A 21,377-nucleotide genomic window follows, 5' to 3' on the forward strand; every position below is an offset into this window, starting at 1 on the left:
GTTGCCAGGCAGTTAGATTTAGGTTAGTCTAACCTATGTATTGCCTGCCTTAAGAAGTTGGTTGGCGTATCCTACAGAGAAGCCACAGTGACTATCATTGATCGACAAGCTCACACAACCGCCGAGCGCAGCACCCAAGAAAATTCCGTCCGCGACCTAGTGGGAATCGGAATCGGCCCCGGAAACCTCGGGCTCGCAGTAGCTATCGAAGAGCAAGCCCCATATCTCGATGCCCTCTTTGTGGAAGCCCGCCCGGAATTCAACTGGCACCCAGGTATGCTCCTCGATGGGTCCAACATGCAGATCAGCTTCCTTAAAGACCTGGTCACAGTCCGCAATCCGCAAAGCCGCTTCAGCTTCATTAACTATTTGCATCACAGCGGCCGCTTGGTTGATTTCATTAACCGCCAAACCTTCACTCCGGAACGCGTGGAATTCGCTGACTACCTCCGATGGATCGCGGATCATATCACCGTGGACACGCAGTACAACACCACCGTGACTTCCATCGAGATGCTTCCAGAACAGGCCGCAGACGGAGCTCGTTTTGTAGTGCACATCCGCAGGAAGTTAGGAAACGGTGAATCCGAAGGACAGCATGCTCAGCGGGCGGAGTCCATTCGTTGCCGCAATGTGGTGGTTGCCTGTGGCCTGGAAGCCAAGATGCCCGCGTGGGCAGAGGACAGCTCCTTGGATACCTCGCGCATCTTCCACAACATCGATTTGCTCCCACGTACCAAGAAATTGCTGAACAGTGGATGGGATATTCGCCGTGCACTAGTGATTGGCGCGGGCCAGTCCGCAGCCGAGGCTATCCGGTTCTTCCACGATTGCCCGCATATCGATACCATCACGGGCAGCCTGAACAGCTATGGCTTTATCCTCGCCGATGACAGCCCCTTCGCTAATCGGGTTTTCGACCCGGATGCCGTTGATGACTTTTTCTACGCGCCTGATACGATCCGCAATGAGTTGTTGATCCGCCATCGGTACACCAATTACGCTTGTGTGGAATCTGAGCTTCTCAATGAGCTGCACGATCGTCAGTATCGGGAAAGCGTCACTGGGCGCAAGCGGCTCGATATTCGCCGGACCACGGAAGTGCTCAGTGCGCGTAATTGTTCCGACGGCAGCGTTGACGTGGACATTCGCCACCGCGTAACCGGAGATGTGGTGACCGAAAACTTTGACGTGGTGGTGTGCGCCACGGGCTTTAGTTCTCGTGGTCTTACGGGGATTCACACCGATAATCACGGAGGTGACGATTTCACCGTCACCAGAGATTATGGCGCCGTGCTTAACGGGCAGCGAGTGTCTGGATTGTTCGTGCAGGGAGCTACCGAGGCTACGCATGGACTAGGTTCCACCTTGCTCTCCAACATCGCGACGCGCTCCGGGGAACTGGTGGTGGCCATTACGGGGCAGCAGCGCACACATCGTGTACACGCGGATGAAAATCTCTGCTCGGAGGATCATCAGGATTCTTCGCATCTGATCGCGGGCTGATTTTCCTGAATTGTGCTCCGTTCGACATTGACTGACACCTAACTCGACGTTGGCTGACATCTAGCTCGGTGTTCGCAATCCGCGTCTGATTTCCTATTTTCCTAATCACCGAAAGGCTCTTAGTGCCCACTCGATCGTCTGCTCACACCCCGAATTCCTCTGGCGATACTCTCGCTTCTCCAGATGGTGGCTCCGCCATCTGCAATGGCCACAGTGAACTAGATCGGATCGCCCAACAGCGCATTTGGAATGACACGGATCAGGACCGCGATCGCCCTGACCTGATCAGCTTGCTCCTGCAACATACGCAGGAGGCCCCGGATGCGCCTGCAGTGGTGGATGACCAGCACACACTGACTTATGCGCAACTCGTCGCTCACGCCACATCCGTGGCGCATAGTTTGCAGAAACAGGGTATTGACGCTGGGCAGAGTGTAGGAATCTCGTTGCCACGCAGCGCGGAGATGGTGGTAGGTATCGTTGCCACGTTGCTCGCCGGTGGCAGTTTTGTTCCGTTGGATCCTTCGTGGCCGCAGGCGCGCCGGGAATCCGTCATCCACGATGCCAGCCTGAGCTTTGTGCTCACGCAAGACAATTGCGTGCTTACTGATGACGCACTATTCGACCTCGATGTCACTCGCGAGCTGTTCACCCCGCCAGCCATGGAAAGCGTTGCGTACGTGATTTTTACATCGGGCAGTACCGGCCGCCCAAAGGGCGCGATGATCCGCCACGGCGCGATCGTGGAGCGCTTGCTCTGGCAGCGCGATCAGATCCTGTTCTTCGGCCGTGATGATGCTTCTCTGTTCAAGGCTCCGCTGGCCTTCGACATCTCCATCAACGAAATCTTCCTGCCGCTGGTCTGTGGGGGCCGCGTGGTTGTGGCTGCGCCAGGTGTAGAGCAAGATCCCCAACGTTTGGCCCACCTTATCCATCGAGAGGGCGTGACGTTTGCGTATTTAGTTTCGAGTGTTCTCGACGTCATGCTCAAGCAGGCCGAAGGTACGAATCTGTTAGACAGCTTGCGGCATGTCTGGTGTGGCGGAGAGATGCTCACCCAGGCGCTGTTCCGTCGTTTTCGCCAGCAGCTGGCTATTCCGCTGTACCACGGCTACGGGCCAGCGGAAGCCACCATTGGTGTCTCCCACGTCATCTACCGTGACGATGAGGATCGCCTCAACACGAGCATCGGTGTGGCGAACCCGAATTGTCAGCTGTACGTCCTCGATGAGCAGCTAAGAGTGGTTCCACACCAAGAAATTGGCGAACTCTATGTGGCCGGTTTTCTTCTGGCTAAGGGGTATATCAATGCCCCAGGGCTCACGGCCAGCCGCTTTGTCGCTAACGTGTTTGCGTCGGACGGAACCCGGATGTACCGCACAGGAGACCTGGTGCGCAGGCACAACGACGGCACACTGGAATTCGTGGGGCGAGCCGATAATCAAGTCAAAATCCGTGGCATGCGCTTGGAGTTGGAGGACGTGGAGTCCGCGCTGGTGGGACACCCAGATGTGGAGGTGGCGAGCGTGATTGCCCGGGAGGGGAGACTGCTAGGCTACGTGACTGTGACTGCGGGCCTCGATGGTGCTGCCATCCGTGGTTGGTGTGCCGAAAAACTACCTGAATACATGGTGCCCGCGATTATCACAGTCATGGACGAGTTGCCGCGGACAGCCAACGGGAAGGTCGACCGGAAGGCGTTGCCAGAACCGGATTGGAACTCGCTCACAGACGCTCCGGCCGATGCTGAACGTGATGGGAAAACCGTCGCCCTGATCGCGGAGGCGATGGCTGAAGCATTGGAGGTCAGCGCGCTGGGGGCGGAGACGGACTTCTTCGATATCGGCGGCGATAGCCTGCGGGCCATCACTCTGGTTTCGGCGCTGGGAAGGCGCGGGGTGGAGGTCAGTGTGGGCGATATTTTTTCTGCGCGCACTCCACAGCAATTGGCTCATTGCGCCGAAGAGCGCGAAGCCTTTGTGCACGATCCGGATGATGAGCCAACAGGTGAAGTGCACTCGTTGCCGATTCTGCGCTGGTTTGATGCCATCACCCAACACGTGGACGGGTTCATTCAGTCCGTGGAGTTTTCCGTGCCAGAAGACGTGGACGAGCAACTGGCTGGGCGAATGCTTGGAGAGCTACTGCAAGTCCATCCCGCGCTGCGGGCGCGCGTGCATCAGAATCCGTTGCACTTGGAGATCCCGGAGAAACCTGCCGAGGGTGGGGTGCCTATCCGACCCACGACGGACATCGATGCGCTTTCCTCGTTGCTGGATCCGCCACACGGAGTGGTGGTAGCTACCGGACTAGAGCCTGGCAGACTGCGCCTGGTGGTGCATCACCTGGTGGTTGACGGCGTGTCCTGGAATATTATCGGCGAAGACCTCGCTGCAGCGTATCGCGGGGAACAGCTCGCGCCGGAGCGGACGTCCTTGCGCCGATGGGCGCAGCTGTTGCAGCTTGCCGTTGATACAGGCGAGTTTGTGGAGGACTCCAATAGTTCCCTGCCCCCATTGCCGAGTGCGGATGAACCTCTGCGGGACCCGCAGGTGCCAGCACTTGCAGATATTCCCGAGAATGCGCCCACAGTTCGTGAAGAACGCAGCCTGGTACATGAGGCATCGGTGCAGATCACGGGCGAATTACTGGGGGCGGTACCCCGGGCCTTCCGCACGGGAGCGAATTCCGTATTGCTCACGGCCCTGAGCGTGGCATTAGCGCGTTGGCGCCTGGAAAAACAAACATGGACCCTAGTGGAGATGGAGGGGCACGGCCGCGAAACGCGGTTCGTTCCCGGGGCACAGGGCAGGGAAGCAGACCTCTCACGTACGGTTGGCTGGTTCACTTGCCTGTACCCCATGCTGATCGACCCCACCCGGGCGGTACTGCAAGAAGATTCCGCGGCGGCCGGGGGTAACATTGCGCCGTTGGCGCTGGCTCTCAACGCGGTGAAAGACCAACTCGCTGCCATCCCCGGCAACGGTGTGCCCTACCAGGCCCACACTTGGCTGCACCAGTCTTCGAAGATCCCTCCACAGGCACAGGTGCTATTCAACTACTTGGGGCGTGTTTCCGCAGGTGCACACGATTTCGCTCCCGCTGGCTCTACCGGACAACTCGGCGAGCAACGTGACCCGGACCAGCCGTTGGTCCGCGAGCTGGAGTTCAATGCGATAGCCGAAGACACCGGCGAGGGGTACGTCTTGCGGACTACGATCTCCTGGGCGCGAGGCAGGATCTCCACCGAACGGATCGACGAACTAGTCGCGCACTGGGATAAGGCATTGCGCGAGGTGGCAACGCTTGCCGATCACGGCGTGTTGTCCCTGGGCGACGTTGCCCCCGCTCCCGTGAACACCGCGGACCTGGCGCGAATCACCGCGCAGGGATCCGCAGAGTTGCAGGACGTGCTGCCTCTGACCTCGTTGCAGCATGGCATGTACTTCCATTCGCTGTTCGAGGAATCGGCAAGCTCGTATGTGGAGCAGCAGGTCTTGCGTGTGGAGTGCAACGAGCCATTTGACCGGGAGCGATTTGCTCGTGCTGCGCGTCTTTTGATCCGACGCCACCCCGCACTAAGCGCGCGTCCTTGGGAAACCGACGGCGGCGATGTGGTTGCCGTGATTGATCCGGGGATTGCCGAGCATCTGCAGGTGAACTTCCAGGAAGCGACGGTGCCTGCTGAGTTGGCTGAACCTGAGTTGGCCCGTGCTGGATTGGAGGGGTGGCTCATGCAGCATGCGGAGGAGATTGCCGCTGACGACCTCTCACAGGGGATCTGCTTGCGGCCCCTCGGTGATGCCTTGCCCGAGCCGCTCATGCGATGGACCGTTGTGACCCCGACTAGCGCCGATGGTGAGGTGCATGGCCAGTACATCGCGGTGATCCAGACGGTGCATCACCTGATCGCTGACGGGTGGTCTGTGCCCATCATGTTGCGGGATCTCTTGGAGATCTACCGGGATGATGATGCCCAGATCCCGCGCTATGACCCGCAAGCCGGAATAGCCGGCAGCGTGCGATGGGTGGCGCGCAGAGACAAGGAAGCCGATCTGTCCGTGTGGCGTGAGGAAATGCGCGAGGTGCGCCCCACGGTGCTGTGCCCGAATCCTACGAGTTCGCTCGAGCGCAGGGAATTGCTGGTAGACGATCCGCGGACTATTGATGTGCCCGAGCGCGCTAGGGCAGCAGGTGTGGGCTTGCCGGATGTGGTGCACGCGGCGTGGGGGATGGTCCTTCGCGCCTTGGCGGGTTGCGAACCGGGGGCTGACGTGGTTTTTGCTACCTCAGTCTCTGGCCGTGACATTCCCGTTCCTGGTGTGACAGAGGCTGTGGGCATGCAGCTGAACACCATCCCGGTGATCGCTCCGGGGCAATCTGATCCCACCTTGCCCGTGACCAGTATGTTGCGCGCCATGGTCCATCACAACAATCAGGTCCGCGATGTGCAGCATGTCAGTTTGGCCGATATTGCCCGCGACCTGGGAACCAATGCCAGCGAACTGCTGGATACTCTGATGGTGGTGGAGGTGCCGCTGTCTCCACAAGACTTGGGATGCCCCGGCTCCCCACTGCAGGTCGTCGACGTGCGCAACAATGGCGCGCCGCACTTTCCCTTGTCCATCGTGGTTAACCCTTCCGCCGAGTACCCACTGCGCCTGATCTACGATCCGCTACGAATCACCGAGGTACGTGCCCAGCGCATCGCCCAGATGCTCGCGGCGAGTGTGGATTGTTTGCTGTCTGAATCCGGTGCCGTGGCGACCGTGGGTGAAGTTGCAGAGGCTTTGGGTGCGGTGCCTGGTGTGGAGTCCGGAGCGACGACTAGTGTGGGGTTCGCGGCGGACACGCTTCCTTCTTTGTGGCGACGCAGCTTCGAGCACTTCAGCGACCGGCCCGCCCTGACCAGTATCGGAGAAGACGGCGCTTCGGAGCATTGGACATATCAAGAACTAGATGATGCCGCGCGGCGTATACGCGCTCTACTGGACCAGAAGGTTTCCACCCACACACCAAGAGTAGCCCTGCTCATGGAGCGCGATGCTTGGCAGATCGCGGCCATCCTAGCTACCACGATGTCAGCCGGCACCTACGTTCCCGTGGATCCGCTGTCGCCGCAGGCGCGGGTGGAATTGATCCTGGAGGATTGCCAACCTGATGCCGTGCTGGTGTCTCCCAACGCGGAAAAGATGGTTTCCGAGCTGGTGAGTTGTCCTGTCCTCGTGTTAAGTGAGCAGACGATGAATGGGGAAGCGAAGCCAACTGCGGATCGGTCGGTAAGCGTGGCCCGTGACAATGACATCGCTTACGTGATCTACACCTCCGGCTCCACCGGGCGGCCGAAGGGAGTGGCCGTCACGCACGCCAACGTGACCGCGATGCTGCGCAATGCCCGCAACCACGTGGAGGTTTCGGAGGAGGACGTGTGGTCTATCAGCCACAGTTTTGCTTTCGACTTTGCGGTGTGGGAGATGTGGGCAGCATTGAGTTCCGGAGGGCGTGCCGTGGTAATGCCGTATGCCCTAATGCGCTCGCCTGAAGATGCCGCAGGTGTGCTGAGTGCCGAGGGAGTTTCGATGCTGAGTCAGACTCCCACCGCTTTTGCCGCGTTAGAGCCGCACCTTGGGCAGGACTCTGCGGTGCGCACGGTGATCTTCGGCGGCGAGGCTCTGGAGGCACGTGCGGCGGCGACCTACTGCAGTGCACATTCGAACATTCGGTTTATCAACATGTACGGCATCACGGAGACAACGGTGCACGTCACAGCACATGAATGCTCCGAGAACTCAGGGGAGGCTCGCAGTCCGATCGGCCGTCCGATGGACGGGGTGCGCACCTATGTCTTGGACGCGCGCTTGCAGCCAGTACAGGCTGGAGAGACTGGCATGATTTATGTCGCCGGGCCGCAGGTAACCGCCGGTTATTGGGGGCTTGCTTCTACCACGGCCTCCCGCTTTGTGGCTGATCCTTTCGTTGGTGGTGGCGCGCGGATGTACTGCAGCAATGACATGGCAAAGGTGCTTAACAACGGGCATCTGGATTACGTGGGCCGCGCCGATAGGCAAGTACAGCTGCGCGGTTATCGCGTGGAGCTGGGGGAGATAGAGGGTGCGCTGGAGAAGGTCAGTGGTGTGCGGGAGGCTGCCGTGGTGGTCGTTGATCTGCCTGAGGGGCAGGTGCCGGGTGCGTTGTTGATTGCAGATTCTGGTGCCGATGCCAAGGAGATTACCTCCCGGGCTGCCACAGCGGCCCGAAATGCACTACCTGCTTATATGATTCCGCAGCTATTCGCGGTGAGTACGCAGGTGCCGCAGACCATCAATGGCAAGCGGGATGAGGACGCGATCCTGGATCTTTTGGGAGAGGTTCCTACCGCTCGAAAGATTTCAGGCACTTCGGATCTGGTGGAGGTGATCTCGCGGGCAATCGCTGATGCGCTTTGCTTGGACCGCGCCGAGGTGGAGTCGGACTCGGACTTCTTCCGTTTAGGTGGGGATAGCATTCTTGCCATCCGTGTCACTCATGCGCTGTCGCGCGCTGATCTCAGTGTGACTCCGCGAGACTTCTTCTTGGGACGCACGCCGCGCAAGATCGCCGAGCGGGTTACGACACAGGCAAGCCAGAAGAATATACGGGAAACTGAGCAGAGCCAGGAAGAAGCCTTGCCCAAGAATGAGCACGCGGAGATCTCCGGAACTTTCCCCGTTCCAGCGATGCTACGTCGGCAGATGGAACGAGGAATGAGCGACCGCTTTGTGCAGGCACGCCGCTTGGATTTGGGGCCAGTCGTTGTGGAGGACCTGGAACGGGCCTTGCAGCAGGTTGTGCAGGCACATCCGATGCTTCGTGCAAGCGTGGACACCAGCTCCGCGTTCACACGCTTCGTTGGTCTTGAGGGGGATGGGCCTATGGTTGTGCGGACGCTCGATGTGGATGAATTGATCGATCACATCGATATCGCCGCTGGCTGTAGCGTGGTGCTCGGGTGCGTGGATGGGTATGTTAAAGCCGTTGCCCATCACGCGGTGATCGATAGCGCTAGTTGGATGATTTTGGAAGACGATCTGCGCGATGCGCTCGCAGGGCGCAGGATTCTCCCTGAGCACGAGAGCTACAGGGATCTGTGCCTGCAAGAACTTTATGATGCCCACACAGCAGCAGCTCAGGATGTACAGCACTGGAGTGAACTGGCTGCACTGCCTAGGCCCGTCGAGGGCTCGAACCAGTGGAGTACGGATCACGTGAGCAAGCTCGAAGTGAGCATTGATGGACAGACCGCGCAGGTTCTGCAGAGCGTTGCGCCTGAAGTGATGGGTGTGGACGTCCAAGACCTGGTGACAGGACTGGTGACCGTCGCGGTGGCACGGGCAATGGGCACGGACGCGCGAAGCTGGGCCGTGGACGTAGAAGGCCACGGACGTCCGTCCGATCATTCCTATAGTCGAACCCTTGGGTGGTTCACTACCATCGCGCCGGTGGAGCTCCCGTTGGCTGATCCAGCGGATGCAGCGCGTGCCGCAGCGGAAATGCGCGCGCTCCACGAGGAAGGCGCAGCTCCGGACCGGCGCACCTATCAGGCACTGCGATACACACACCCGCAAGGCCAGCGAACTTTGAGCCACGGTGCACAGATCCTGGTCAACTACCTCGGACGGGGAGAGACCGGTACTGTCATTCACGCGCCGGGCGATGCCACCTGCCAGTGGACGAATTACCTGGTGGAGGCAGATGTTTGGTCTAGTGAGCGTGCTGTGAGCATGGACCTTTCCGTGGCGAATTCAGTGATTCCCGTCCAGCGTTTGCGCAGCGCCATCGGCGAGGTAGCTCGCGAATTGCAGGAGCATGTCAGCCGCGAGCAAACCTCAGGACGCAGCGCTCCGCTGAGTGTGCTCCAGCGTGGAATTTGGTTCCAGTCGCAGGTGGCAGCACCTGGAGCCTACGTCGCACAAACCGTGTTGACGTTTGACCGGAGACTGGATGCCGACGCCGTTGTGGAAGCCTTTCGGGACACAGTGACCATGCATCCAGCCATGGGGGCGGCGTTTCACACTGATGCTTCCGGCCAGCCTATGCAGATTTTGCCATGGAATGGACAAGACATCGATTTTCCCGTCGAGACCATCGATGGGGATCTCGAGGAGATCATGAGCGCTGATCGCAGCTCGGGCATCGATCTTGCATCCGTGCCTCTGGCGAAGGCAACCATCGTCTCTGGCCGAAGTGCCGAACAGCCTGGCGACACGCTGCTTCTCACCTACCACCTGGTTCTGGTCGATGGTTGGTCGCGCGCGGTAATGCTGCAAACTTTCCTCGAGAGGCTGTCGTTGAGGTCCGGACTTGCAAACAGGCAGGGTGCGGGAGAGTTGGCTCCGCGCGGTTGGTCTATTGCCGACGTCCTGCTCGAGTCCGTTGACACTCAAAAAGAACAGGCAGATAGCGACTATTGGGTACATCGTTTGGAGAAGTTGCCTCAACCTACGCTGGTTGCGCCGCAGGCCGCGGAGATCTCCTCAGAGCACCCTGGTAACGAGTTGCCTCTCCAAATGTTTGCTGAGGTCAGCGAGGAGCTGACCGGCGCACTGCAGGAAAAGATCCGGGCGCAGGCTGTGACATTGACCTCCGTGGCCAATTCAGCCGTGGCCGTGGCCTTGGGGGCTATCACAGGGGACTCAGATGTGGTGTTTGGCCAGTCCGTAAGTGGCCGCGATGTCTTGAGTGACCCTGGCATGGCTGATGTGGTGGGAGTGCTGCTCAACACCGTGCCAGTGCGAGTGACAGCTAGGCCTGGCCAGAGCATAGAAGAACTGGTGCAGGATGTTCATCGCCAGCGCATCGAAGACATGGATCACGATTCTGCGGATCTTGGTGCTATCCAGCAGCAGCTGGGTGTGGGCACGCTGTTTGATTCCATGGTTGTGGTGCAGAATTTCCTCGATCCGCAAGCAGCCGCGGAACTTCGGGAACGCCACGGTGTTGTGGAGGAGCGCGCGGAAGATTCCACACACTTCCCTTTGACCTGGGTATTCACCCCGGGGCCGAAGCTGGCCATCAAGCTGGAATTCCGCCACGATGTGATAGATGAGTCCTTAGCACATTCCGTGCTGAAGGCCGCGACCGAAGTCCTGACAGCGTTTGTGGATAAACCAGATATTCCGCTCGCTCAGTTGTTCCAGTTGGCGCCAGCCCACGCGGTGCATTCTGCCTGGCAGTGCTCGACCGCGCAGGTGGCTTCCTGGCAGAAGGCTGAAGGTATTGATCGCACCATCGCGGACGAGCTCTTGGACACTGCCCGACTCTTCCCGGATCGCATCGCGGTAGTGGATGACGCCCAACAGTGGACGTTCGGTGAGCTGATGGCTCGCTGTTCCGACATTGCGGAAAAGATCAAGAATTGCGGCGTGAACAGCGGTGATACTGTCGCAATTGCGGTGGAACGCTCCGCGCATTCGGTGGCGGCTCTGCTGGGAGCCCTGTGGGCGGGGGTGCGCTACGTGCCGCTTGATCTGACGCACCCCGATGGGCGGCTCCGGGTGGTCGTGGAGGACAGCCAGCCCGCAGCCGCGCTGGTGGATTCGGGTTCTCGGGAGCGCATGGAGCGGATCGGTGCGTTTCCTTGCGTTGACGTCACCACTGCCGATTCCTACGCAGCCACCCACACACCTGTGGCCATGCCTGGGGACGTTGCCTACCTGATGTATACCTCTGGATCGACAGGAAAACCCAAGGGCGTGGTGATTACGCATCGAGGGCTGCACAACATGTTGGACAATCACCGGCGCAAGATCTTCGCGCCAGCGGCTGCTGATGGACGAACATTGCGGATCGCGCACGCCGTCAGTTTTGCTTTCGATATGTCATGGGAAGAGCTGTTTTGGCTTGTCGAAGGCCATGAGGTGCGGATCCTTTCTGAGGATTTGCGACGCGATGCCGCGGCCATGGTCCAGGCCATTCGCGCGCATCAGGTGGATGTCATCAACGTCACCCCGACCGTTGCCGAGCAGCTGTTCGCGGAGGGGATGCTGGAATCCGACACGCATCGCCCGCGGCTGGTGCTTTTGGGCGGCGAGGCAGTTTCTCACAGGGTATGGGAGACATTACAAAATGCCGATGCCGTGCGCGGATACAACCTTTACGGACCTACCGAGTACACTATCAACGCTCTTGGTGCTGGCACGGATGAGAGCCCCACGCCCGTGATCGGAACGCCAGTGGACCGCACGGCGGCGTTCGTTTTGGACCCGTGGTTGCGTCCCGTTCTTGCAGGAACGCCGGGTGAACTCTACCTTGCGGGCAGCGGCTTGGCACAGGAGTATCACGGACTCGCGGCCCGCACCGCCAGCTCCATGGTTGCCTGCCCGTGGGGCGCCCCGGGTGAGCGGATGTATCGCACAGGAGACATTGTTCGCGTGCGTTCGGATGGTATGTTCGAGTACCTCGGACGCAGCGACGATCAGGTGAAAATCCATGGTCACCGCGTGGATCCCGGCGACGTTTCTGCCGTCGTGTCCCGTGGCCTTGATCCCCGAATCCTCCACTGCGTGACCATTCCTGTTCGAATATCCGACGCCACACTCCTGGCCTGTCACCTCGTGGCCCCACAACTGCTCGATGCGGATCAAGGGGAGCGGCAGAGTTTCCTGACTGGAGTGCGCAATGCATTGCGCGAGGAACTGCCCAGCTACATGATCCCGGACCGATGGTCGATCGTGGGTGAGTTGCCGATGACGTCGAATGGAAAGACCGATCTTGCCGCACTGGGTGAGGGAGAAAGGATCAGGGAGAAGGGGCGCGAACCGGCGAGCGAAGCCGAGGAGATCACGGCGGAGCTGTTTGCCGAATCGCTAGATATTGAGCCCAAGGACGTGCCGGCGGATGCTGATTACTTCGACATGGGCGGGCACTCCATGGCGGTTATCAAGCTCTGTGCGTTGCTGCGTGGAGAGCTTGGCGTGGAGGTCGGTGTGCGTGAATTCTATGGGCTGCGGACGGTCGAGCGCGTGGCGGAGTATGTGCAGGCGCGCTCGTAGACTCAGCCCAGCAGTTCGGCGAGTGCCGGGATGATCCCGTGGCGCCACATCGCGGGATCGTGGCCACCGGGCGTGCGGTGATTGGTGGTGGGAAAACCGCGACGTGTCAGCGCATCCGCTACTGCGTCCACGTGTCGTTGCATGGGTGGTTCCTCTGCACCGCACGTCAGTATGATGCGTGGCAGACCGGAGCCGCTGTGAGCGGCAGGAATTTCGAGTGAAGGGTGGGCAAGCTGTGCGGCAATGTCGCCACCTGCAGGGCCATCCGAGAGTGCGTCCGCTTGCTCTGTCGAGCGGTCAGCGAACCACCAGACGGCCGGGGATTGAGCGATGGCTCCTTTGATTGCAGGCGTGGTTTCAGTGGAAGCCGCAAGAGTAGCCCGCAGGGCGGAGAGCCCGCCGAGGCTTTGCCCCACCAGGACTATGTGGCTGCTCTTGATGATCGCCGGAAGTTCGGTGGCCAGTGCGCTGGCGAATGCTTGAGAGGTGTACTCCTCGCTACGGTCTTTGGCCGCTGGCAGGAAGACGCGGTTGATCTGGGGGATGAGTCCTGCCGTGACGGCCAGGTCCAGTGCACCCGTGAGGTCATGCAGGTGTATCCAGTCATCGCCGTCTAGAAACACCGCGGTGATATCTGCACCGCGGTCATCGAGGCGCGCGGTGCAGCGTCTGCCGAATACGTTTCGGTCGATGGATAGGCGTGCCCCAGGCAAGTCCGCGATGACTGCTGAGGAGCGAGGCGGCCAGAATGTCTGGTCCACGGAACCGCCGTTCAACAGGCTCGCCTGTGGGCCTGCGCCGTATGCATTATTTGGGTCGGGATACTTCAGCTCACCGGATTGAAAGCTATAGGTCACCGAGGAGTGTGCCGGAATGCTCACGTCTACGGTGGACACTGAATCGGTGAGCTCAATGTTTGGACGGTAGGGGTCTGTGAAAACGAGGGCCTCAGCGTCTGTGGGTACCGAGATGTGGTGATGGGAGGTCTCGTCTGGGGAATCTGACATGAGAATTACGCCACCTTCATTCTTGACTGCATAGGTAAACTTAAGCTAACATCTTTACTATGCGAGTTGCTGTTTTTGGCTATCAAACGTGGGGACATCGGACGTTGTCTGCGGTCATCAGTGCTGGTTATGAAGTAGTTTTGGTGGTTACGCACCCTGCCAGTGACCACCCATATGAGCAAATGTGGGCAGACTCCGTTGAAGAGCTCGCCAGCGAGCATGGGCTCCCGGTGTGCGTCGTAGAGCGCGTGGGGCAAGACGTCATTGAGGCGTTGCGCGATGCTGCACCAGACGTCATCGTGGCCAACAATTGGCGAACCTGGCTTCCTCCCGAGGTCTTCGGTGTGGCCAAGCACGGTGCATTGAACGTACACGATGGTCTCCTGCCGGAGTATGCCGGATTTTCGCCCATACTGTGGGCGTTGCTGAACCGGGAAACTCACGTGGGCGTCACCGTGCATGGGATGGACGAAGTGTTGGACGGCGGCCCCATCATCGCCCAGCGCGCGATCCCAGTCGGTCCGCAGGACACCACCACGGATCTCGTGGCCAAGACCATCGACCTCATCGAGCCCCTCGTGGAACGCGCATTGAGTGACGTCGCCCAAGGCACCGCCACCGCACAACCTCAAGATCCCACACGTGCTACGTACTTCCATAAGCGTGGCGAGCGGGAATCTCGCATAGATTTCACCCAACCTGCGGAAGATATCGCCTTGCTGGTCAGGGCGCAGTCTGATCCGTATCCCAATGCTTACTTCGAGTTTCGAGGTCAGCGCGTCCGCGTGCTTTCCGCGCATGTCTCGCAAGGCCGCTTCGGCGGAACCCCCGGCCGAGTCACCATCCCTTACGAGGGAGGAATTGCGGTGGTCTGCGGGTCGCCCCGTGCCAACGTGCCGGCGCCGGCGATTGTTCTGGATCGTGTTCGTCTCGACGACAACTCGGAACTGCCCGCGACCGAATTCTTTGGACATAGGGCTGGATATATCTAACCAAAGGTTTGACCTTTCCCTTTTATGTACGGGCTACGCCTAGCGCGGAAATCCGTCGCCAATAACAACGGAGAAAAATGACACTCAAGAAGATTCTCGTTAGCACCGCTGCTGTGCTGACCTTGGGCGCAGCACTGACCGCGTGCTCGACTGATGACCAGTCCGGAAACTCCGGGGATTCCCAGGCAGTCAACGCCGAGCAGGGCGCATTCCCCACCACCATCGAGCACCGCTACGGCTCGACCGAAATCAAGGAAGCCCCACAGCGTGTGGTCTCCTTGGGCTACACGGATCAGGACGCACTGCTGGCACTGGGAGTTACTCCTGTCTCCGTGAACTACTGGGACGGAATGACTCCGGATGGTCAGGCTGCGGGCAACTGGTCCAATGACAAGATCGAGGGCGAGACTCCTCGGATCGACAAACACGCAGAGGTTAATGCGGAAGCTATCGCTAAGGACAAGCCAGACCTCATCGTGGCCGTTTACTCGGATATCGATGAAGCCACGTACAAGAAGCTGTCTGAGATCGCCCCTGTCGTCGTACAAAAGGGCGAATACGAAGAACTACAGCAACCATGGGACGTGACCACGGAAGAGATCGGGCAGGCCGTGGGCAAGCCTGAAGAGGCAAAGCGCCAGGTGGAGCAGGTCAAGGAGAAGTTCGCAGAGCTCAAGGCCCGCCACCCAGAGTGGGCCGAGAAGGAACTCGGTGTAGCCACTGTCTCTGACGAAAATCTGGCGGTCTTTGCCGAGGGTGATCCGCGCAGCCGCTTCTTCACCGAGCTGGGATTCAAGATCAACCCGGCCTACGCGGGCATCACCAAGGATAAGTTCTACGGCGAGGTCTCCAAGGAAAACGCAGCCAAGATCAATTCCGACGTACTGGTGTGGGACCAGCTGTCTTACTCTCCGACGCAGAGCAAGGCTTCTGTGATCGAGGATCCGATCGTGGGCGAGCTGCCTGCGGTGAAGGACGGACGCAGCGTTTATTTGGAAGGCGACTTGGAAAAGGCCTTCGGGTGGCAGACCGTGCTGAGCCTGAACTATTTGCTGGACAAGATCGAGCAGCCGTTGGCAGATGCCACGAAGTAGTCTGAATCAACTGCCGAACCACCTAGAATTAAACCAGCCCAACTTTCAAGGGCCGGTTAATTCAAAAGTACTGGGTTGGTTTTACTGTTGTTGAAAGCTAGGGCCGTCACCTACAGGGGTAACGGCTGCACGCTAGGGACCAAGCCTTGCCGACGAACCAATAAGGGCGCCGCAGGACGTCGTCTTTATTGAGCTACCATTTCTTGGTGGCGTGCGAGCACACCACCTTGCAGAAATCTCTTTCCCCGGCGGACTCGCACATAATCCACGTCTACGTGGGGCTTGAGTTGTCGATTCTGCGGAGACTCAACGTTGATGCTGCCGAGAAGATCGGTGACGGGCTGTGCGTAACCGTCAGAACCTGCGGTGATCCAGGTGAGGCTGCCTAAGGCGTTGCGCCAATCTTTCAGGTGAGGCTCTGAATTGGTACTGATGATTGCGATGACGTGGGTGTCTACGAGCTGCTCCGGATAGAGCATGGTAAGGTACTCCAGGATCGTGCTCACGCAAGGCAAGGATGAAGGATCTGCCACCAACAACTGTGTACGGTGGTCGCGATGCCACACTCTTTGGCATGTCCACAAGCCAGCGGGGTCGCCCGGCTTTCCGGACTAAGACCACGACAAGCCAGGGCCGGTGGGTGCGTCCGTAGAAGATTCGGCGAGAGGGCTGGTGTCAGTTGGCAGCGCATTCAATCCGTGCGTGCCGACGTTAAACGCGAGCAAGCCGGGGGTGTGTCGAGGCAACGCACGGTATACCACCGCAGACTGGGCCGCATTTCGGGGGGGGGGCGTTGCGGCCACGGCGACCCGTATATTTAGACCCTCGATGGGAGAGGCAGCGAAGCTCTCCGGAGAACTAAAGGGCTGATTTGGTGGTGGTATCAATAGACCGAAGAACTCATCCGGACCTGTGAGTATGTAACTCTTGAGTTCTTCGGCATGTACCACGATGTGTAGCAAAGTGTCCGTCAGGTAGTCCACGCTGTGAATTGTGACGGGGATCAGTCGATGGGCTTGTGTGTGCGGCGCGCGCAGTAGCTGGTGATCGACGAACTCCTCTGGAGAGCGCTTAAGGCTCGCAAGGGAAGAAATTTCGTGGGAGAAGAAATTAGCTCACCGTTACCGGATTGAAACTCGCCCGTTGCGCAATTGAAGTGTCCGTTTGGGGTTCGCGCCGTCATCGTTCGCGCAAAGAAGGAAACCCGTCGTGCGGACGGTTCCTACATTGCTTTCGACGAAAACGCTGCTGTCATTCTTCGTTCCAACGATAATGACCCACGCGGTACCCGTATCTTCGGGCCTGTCGCTCGTGAGCTGCGTGAGAAGAAGTTCATGAAGATTGTTTCTCTCGCACCGGAGGTGATCTAGGTGAAGGTACATAAGGGCGATATGGTCCAGGTCATTTCGGGCCCAGATAAGGGCGCGCAAGGCAAGGTCATTGAGGCATACCCAAAGACCAACAAGGTTTTGGTTGAGGGCGTCAACCGCATCAAGAAGCACGTTGCGAACTCTGCGCCGGAGCGCGGCGCCGAGTCTGGCGGAATCGTTACCCAGGAAGCACCAATCCACGTCTCGAACGTCGCGGTGCTGGATTCTGACGGTAACCCAACTCGCGTTGGCTACCGCTTTGACGAGAACGGCAAGAAAGTCCGCATTGCTCGTCGCAACGGGAAGGATATTTAAGGCATGAGCGACAACTACACTCCACGTCTGAAAACCCGTTACCGCGACGAAATCAAGAACAAGCTGAATGACGAATTCTCTTACGAGAACGTCATGGAGATCCCCGGTGTTGTCAAAGTTGTTGTCAACATGGGTGTTGGCGACGCTGCTCGCGACTCCAAGCTGATCAACGGTGCGGTTGAGGACCTTACTCTGATCACCGGTCAGAAGCCACAGCTGCGTCGCGCTAAGAAGTCCATCGCGAACTTCAAGCTGCGCGAAGGTATGCCAATTGGCGTGCGCGTCACCATGCGTGGCGACCGCATGTGGGAGTTCTTGGACCGTTTGTTGACTATCGCGCTGCCACGTATTCGTGACTTCCGCGGCTTGTCCGATCAGCAGTTCGATGGCCACGGAAACTACACCTTCGGTCTGTCTGAGCAGACTATGTTCTACGAGATCGACATCGACAAGGTTGATCGTCCACGTGGTATGGATATCACCGTTGTTACCAGCGCTACCAACGACGATGAAGGTCGCGCACTACTTCGTGAGCTGGGATTCCCATTCAAAAAGTAGTTTTGCAGTACTGAATAAGTCTGTTTGTTAAGAACTTTAACCCCTCCGACATGAAACCGGAGGGGTTAAAGTCATTTTTTGGTGTCCTTGGGTTGTTTTCTTCTTGGGTAGAAATACCATGCAGCTAGAAAAGCGATGAGGCTGGGGATGACGGCGATGATTAACTCAGAAGAATCTCGTATGAAGTACAACAACCAGTGAAAAAGACCGAGCAACATCAGCGTTGTAAAACAAATCCAATCATCGCGCCGTTTTTTATCTTTTGTCGCCACAGTACGCGTACCTCCTTATCGCGCCAGTGCAACGGCAACCTGCTATGCAATGGATCTGGCGGTCATTGTCAAATTAATCACCTGCGTGTATTGCTAGAATAGCTACAATCGCTATTTAGAGTGGTGATGCAAGAAACCTACAAGGAGCCAATAACTATGTCTACAATCCCAAGCATTCTTCTCCGCGCTATCCCAGGTGCCCTCATCGCGGATTCCGGCATTTCCAAGTTGGGTATGGATGCAGAATCCTCGAAAGGTCTACAGGACTTTGCTGCTACGGGCATTCCGCAGGTGAAGGAACTGCCGTCCGATAAGTTTGGCACTATCATCGGTGCTTCCGAAGTCGCTGTCGGTGGCGCGCTGTTGGCGCCATTCGTTTCCAACCGCCTTGCCGGTCTCGCGCTGACCACCTTTGGCGCAGGTCTGTTGAGCATTTACTTCCGTAACGACGATATGACCCGCGAGGATGGCATCCGCCCAACTCAAGATGGCATGTCTATCGCAAAGGATTCCATGATGGTTGCGATTGGCACAGGGCTGATCGCTCTGGATCAGCAGGATCGTATCTCTGGTGTACTGCAGGAACGCAAGATTGCTAAGGCAGAAAAGAAAGCTGCCAAGAAGGCCGCACGAAAGGCTAAGAAAGACGCAAGGAGAAACTCCTAAAGCTAATTTGCCGGTGACATTGGCACGCAGAGTCGGCTAAGCGTTCTAATGGTTGGCCGAATCGCCTCAATCCTGCTAGGGTTGGGGCGTCTTGTGCTTTTTGGGATACGTGTGTCTAAAACACCGTAGCCTGAATAGAGATTTAGCGTCGGCGGGAAGAACCGTTTTAGCGTTTACTCTGCACGCACAGACTTGCAAGTTTTTCCTACGTTTGTTGTAGGCCCCTCGCCATCATGGCGACCGAGCTTCATTGAGGTAGCGAGCAAACATGCTATTGAGCATGGGAGCGTTAAGTTGCCCAAAACAGCCCGGTAACGCCCTTAAGGTGAGTTCGGGAACCGCAACGAGAAAGGTTCAAGGTCAACACATGACCATGACTGACCCGATTGCAGACATGCTCTCACGGGTGCGCAACGCTAACCACGCGCAGCACGACACCGTGTCCATGCCTGCATCCAAGATCAAGGCGAATATCGCTGGAATCCTGAAGCAAGAAGGCTACATTTCCGATTATTCCGTGGAAGGCGAAAAGGCAAAGAAGACCTTGTCGCTGGACCTGAAGTACAACGGCCGCGAGCGCGCTCTGTCTGGCCTGCGTCGCGTTTCGAAGCCAGGTTTGCGTGTCTACGCAAAGGCTACGGAGCTCCCTAAGGTTCTGGGCGGACTGGGTGTGGCTATCATTTCCACCTCCCACGGCCTGTTGACCGACCGCGAGGCTGAGCAGAAAGGCGTAGGCGGAGAAGTCATCGCCTACGTCTGGTAAGGGAAGGGTGATTATTAATGTCACGAGTTGGTTTGGCACCAATCGCCGTCCCTAGCGGCGTCGAGGTAAAAATCGATGGCCAGAACGTTTCTGTCAAGGGCCCAAAGGGCACCTTGGAGGTGGACGTTCCAGAGCCAATTTCCATCGTCCAGGAAGACGGTGAACTTCGCGTTTCACGCCCGGACAACCACCGCAAGAACCGTTCTCTGCACGGTCTTGCACGTTCTTTGGTGAACAACTGCGTTATCGGTGTAACCGAAGGCTACGAAATCAAGATGGAAATCCACGGTGTTGGTTACCGTGTGCAGCAAAAGGGTAAGGACCTGGAGTTCGCTCTGGGCTACTCGCACTCCGTACCAGTCAAGGCTGATGAAGGCATCACCTTCGCTGTAGACGGCAACACCAAGTTCTCTATCTCTGGTATCGACAAGCAACAGGTTGGCCAAGTTGCGGCGAATATCCGTCGTCTGCGTAAGCACGATCCTTACAAGGGTAAGGGCATCCGCTACGTCGGCGAACAGGTACGTCGCAAGGTCGGAAAGACGGGTAAGTAAGCAATGTCTAATTCTGAGAATACCAAGCGCACTCCGGTCGGTAAGGACATTTCGTCCCGCCGTCGTGAAGCACGTGCACGCCGTCATTTCCGTATTCGTAAGACGCTGCGTGGAACCCCACAGACCCCACGTTTGGTCGTTCACCGCACCGCGCGTCACCTGCACGCTCAGCTGATCGACGACCTCGCCGGCCACACCCTGGCTGCCGCATCCACCATGGAGATCCGCGACGCAGAGGGCGACAAGAAGGCACGTGGTGCCGAGGTCGGCAAGCTTATCGCACAGCGTGCCCAAGAAGCAGGCATCGAAGCAGTTGTATTCGACCGCGCCGGTTACAAGTACCACGGTCGCGTTGCTGCTTTCGCTGACGCCGCACGTGAAGGTGGTCTGAAGTTCTAATGATCAACGCAGTTGCACACACCAACGGAAAGGACGCGTAATGTCGGATCGTGATCAGCGCGACGGCGGACGCTCCGCCGACAACAAGAAGAACGATCGCAACAATCGTCGTAACGATCGTCGCAATCAAGACAACGAGCGCGATAAGTACATCGAGCGCGTTGTAGCCATCAACCGGGTTTCCAAGACTGTCAAGGGTGGCCGCAACATGAGCTTCACCGCTCTGGTCATCGTCGGTGACGGCGAAGGTATGGTCGGAGTTGGCTATGGCAAGGCCAAGGAAGTTCCAGCCGCAATCCAGAAGGGTGCTGAAGAAGCCCGCAAGAACTTCTTCCGCGTCCCAATGGTGGGCGGAACTATCACCCACCCAGTACAGGGTGAAGACGCAGCAGGCGTCGTTATGCTGAAGCCTGCAGCTCCAGGTACTGGTGTCATCGCTGGTGGCGCCGCACGTCCAGTACTGGAGTGCGCTGGTGTACAGGACATCCTGTCCAAGTCGCTGGGCTCGGACAACGCTCTAAACGTCGTTCGCGCCACCGTGGACGGCCTAAAGCAGCTGGTGCGCCCTGAGGAAGTCGCCGCACGTCGTGGCAAATCCGTTGAAGAGGTTGCTCCAGCCCGTATGCTGCGCGCTCGCGCAGGACAGGAGGCATAAACCATGGCTCTGAAGATTACTCAAACACGTGGCTTGGTCGGTAGCACGCCGAACCAGAAGGCCAACATGGAGGCACTGGGCCTGAAGCGTATTCGCCATTCTGTTGTCCAGAAGGACACGCCGGCGATCCGTGGCATCATTCAGAAGGTGCGCCACCTGGTCACCGTAGAAGAAGTGGCAGGGGAGTAGATACACC

15 protein-coding genes and 1 pseudogene are annotated in these 21,377 nt (G+C 58.4%); 13 read left to right on the forward strand and 3 right to left on the reverse strand.

Annotated elements, in window-relative coordinates:
- The first annotated feature begins 87 nt into the window (after positions 1 to 87).
- A complete protein-coding gene (locus A5774_RS10435; protein ID WP_064834704.1) occupies positions 88 to 1,506 on the forward strand; it encodes a lysine N(6)-hydroxylase/L-ornithine N(5)-oxygenase family protein in 1,419 nt (472 codons plus the stop codon).
- Between the two features lie 122 nt (positions 1,507 to 1,628).
- A complete protein-coding gene (locus A5774_RS10440) occupies positions 1,629 to 12,536 on the forward strand; it encodes a non-ribosomal peptide synthetase (protein WP_064834705.1) in 10,908 nt (3,635 codons plus the stop codon).
- 2 nt (positions 12,537 to 12,538) lie between these two features.
- Here A5774_RS10440 and A5774_RS10445 read toward each other — a convergent pair whose 3' ends face one another.
- Positions 12,539 to 13,543 (reverse strand): esterase family protein, encoded by a 1,005-nt coding sequence (locus A5774_RS10445; protein WP_064834706.1) that lies wholly within the window; start codon positions 13,541 to 13,543, stop codon positions 12,539 to 12,541.
- 59 nt (positions 13,544 to 13,602) lie between these two features.
- On the opposite strand from A5774_RS10445, the gene A5774_RS10450 reads away from it, so the two are divergent.
- Both A5774_RS10450 and A5774_RS10455 read left to right on the forward strand, forming a co-directional pair.
- Complete coding sequence (locus A5774_RS10450) at positions 13,603 to 14,535, forward strand: methionyl-tRNA formyltransferase (RefSeq protein WP_082936207.1); 933 nt, start codon at positions 13,603 to 13,605, stop codon at positions 14,533 to 14,535.
- A 77-nt stretch (positions 14,536 to 14,612) separates the two neighbouring features.
- The gene (locus tag A5774_RS10455; protein ID WP_064834707.1) at positions 14,613 to 15,629 is read left to right on the forward strand and encodes an iron-siderophore ABC transporter substrate-binding protein; all 1,017 of its coding nucleotides are present in this window, start codon (positions 14,613 to 14,615) and stop codon (positions 15,627 to 15,629) included.
- 185 nt (positions 15,630 to 15,814) lie between these two features.
- Here the strand turns inward: A5774_RS10455 and A5774_RS11580 are convergent, their stop codons facing one another.
- The gene (locus A5774_RS11580) at positions 15,815 to 16,135 is read right to left on the reverse strand and encodes a hypothetical protein (protein WP_197490286.1); all 321 of its coding nucleotides are present in this window, start codon (positions 16,133 to 16,135) and stop codon (positions 15,815 to 15,817) included.
- A gap of 663 nt (positions 16,136 to 16,798) precedes the next feature.
- On the opposite strand from A5774_RS11580, the pseudogene A5774_RS10465 reads away from it, so the two are divergent.
- From A5774_RS10465 to rplE, 3 genes and pseudogenes are all read left to right on the forward strand, one after another.
- Positions 16,799 to 16,999: pseudogene (locus tag A5774_RS10465) on the forward strand (uL14 family ribosomal protein); the annotation flags it as partial.
- The gene (rplX, locus tag A5774_RS10470) at positions 17,000 to 17,314 is read left to right on the forward strand and encodes a 50S ribosomal protein L24 (protein WP_018121290.1); all 315 of its coding nucleotides are present in this window, start codon (positions 17,000 to 17,002) and stop codon (positions 17,312 to 17,314) included.
- Between the two features lie 3 nt (positions 17,315 to 17,317).
- Entirely contained in the window at positions 17,318 to 17,872 is a 555-nt protein-coding gene (gene rplE / locus A5774_RS10475; RefSeq protein WP_023018966.1) for a 50S ribosomal protein L5, read from the forward strand.
- A gap of 71 nt (positions 17,873 to 17,943) precedes the next feature.
- On the opposite strand, the gene A5774_RS10480 is transcribed toward rplE, so the two are convergent.
- Entirely contained in the window at positions 17,944 to 18,144 is a 201-nt protein-coding gene (locus A5774_RS10480; RefSeq protein ID WP_023018967.1) for a hypothetical protein, read from the reverse strand.
- 156 nt (positions 18,145 to 18,300) lie between these two features.
- Here A5774_RS10480 and A5774_RS10485 point away from each other — a divergent pair, with 156 nt between their 5' ends.
- From A5774_RS10485 to rpmD, 6 genes are all read left to right on the forward strand, one after another.
- Positions 18,301 to 18,810, forward strand: coding sequence for a hypothetical protein (locus tag A5774_RS10485; RefSeq protein ID WP_023018968.1), 510 nt, complete (start codon positions 18,301 to 18,303; stop codon positions 18,808 to 18,810).
- A 367-nt stretch (positions 18,811 to 19,177) separates the two neighbouring features.
- Positions 19,178 to 19,573 (forward strand): 30S ribosomal protein S8, encoded by a 396-nt coding sequence (gene rpsH, locus A5774_RS10490; protein ID WP_021353408.1) that lies wholly within the window; start codon positions 19,178 to 19,180, stop codon positions 19,571 to 19,573.
- Between the two features lie 17 nt (positions 19,574 to 19,590).
- Complete coding sequence (gene rplF, locus A5774_RS10495; protein ID WP_021353409.1) at positions 19,591 to 20,127, forward strand: 50S ribosomal protein L6; 537 nt, start codon at positions 19,591 to 19,593, stop codon at positions 20,125 to 20,127.
- A gap of 3 nt (positions 20,128 to 20,130) precedes the next feature.
- Positions 20,131 to 20,526, forward strand: a complete 396-nt coding sequence (gene rplR / locus A5774_RS10500) for a 50S ribosomal protein L18 (RefSeq protein ID WP_018121284.1) — start codon at positions 20,131 to 20,133, stop codon at positions 20,524 to 20,526.
- Positions 20,527 to 20,566: 40 nt separating this feature from the next.
- Positions 20,567 to 21,181, forward strand: a complete 615-nt coding sequence (gene rpsE, locus A5774_RS10505) for a 30S ribosomal protein S5 (RefSeq protein WP_021353410.1) — start codon at positions 20,567 to 20,569, stop codon at positions 21,179 to 21,181.
- Between the two features lie 3 nt (positions 21,182 to 21,184).
- Complete coding sequence (gene rpmD / locus A5774_RS10510; RefSeq protein ID WP_021353411.1) at positions 21,185 to 21,370, forward strand: 50S ribosomal protein L30; 186 nt, start codon at positions 21,185 to 21,187, stop codon at positions 21,368 to 21,370.
- The last annotated feature ends 7 nt before the right edge of the window (positions 21,371 to 21,377 follow it).

This window comes from Corynebacterium sp. EPI-003-04-2554_SCH2473622 (assembly GCF_001665955.1).
GTDB lineage: Bacteria > Actinomycetota > Actinomycetes > Mycobacteriales > Mycobacteriaceae > Corynebacterium > Corynebacterium pseudodiphtheriticum.

What these genes read in the sequence shown, in the direction of transcription:
- A5774_RS10445 (WP_064834706.1), bottom strand. Translation starts at nt 13,543, where the DNA reads ATGTCAGATTCCCCAGACGAGACCTCCCATCACCACATCTCGGTACCC.
- A5774_RS10450 (WP_082936207.1), top strand. Translation starts at nt 13,603, where the DNA reads ATGCGAGTTGCTGTTTTTGGCTATCAAACGTGGGGACATCGGACGTTG.
- A5774_RS10455 (WP_064834707.1), top strand. Translation starts at nt 14,613, where the DNA reads ATGACACTCAAGAAGATTCTCGTTAGCACCGCTGCTGTGCTGACCTTG.
- rplE (WP_023018966.1), top strand. Translation starts at nt 17,318, where the DNA reads ATGAGCGACAACTACACTCCACGTCTGAAAACCCGTTACCGCGACGAA.
- A5774_RS10485 (WP_023018968.1), top strand. Translation starts at nt 18,301, where the DNA reads ATGTCTACAATCCCAAGCATTCTTCTCCGCGCTATCCCAGGTGCCCTC.
- rpsH (WP_021353408.1), top strand. Translation starts at nt 19,178, where the DNA reads ATGACCATGACTGACCCGATTGCAGACATGCTCTCACGGGTGCGCAAC.
- rplF (WP_021353409.1), top strand. Translation starts at nt 19,591, where the DNA reads ATGTCACGAGTTGGTTTGGCACCAATCGCCGTCCCTAGCGGCGTCGAG.
- rplR (WP_018121284.1), top strand. Translation starts at nt 20,131, where the DNA reads ATGTCTAATTCTGAGAATACCAAGCGCACTCCGGTCGGTAAGGACATT.
- rpsE (WP_021353410.1), top strand. Translation starts at nt 20,567, where the DNA reads ATGTCGGATCGTGATCAGCGCGACGGCGGACGCTCCGCCGACAACAAG.
- rpmD (WP_021353411.1), top strand. Translation starts at nt 21,185, where the DNA reads ATGGCTCTGAAGATTACTCAAACACGTGGCTTGGTCGGTAGCACGCCG.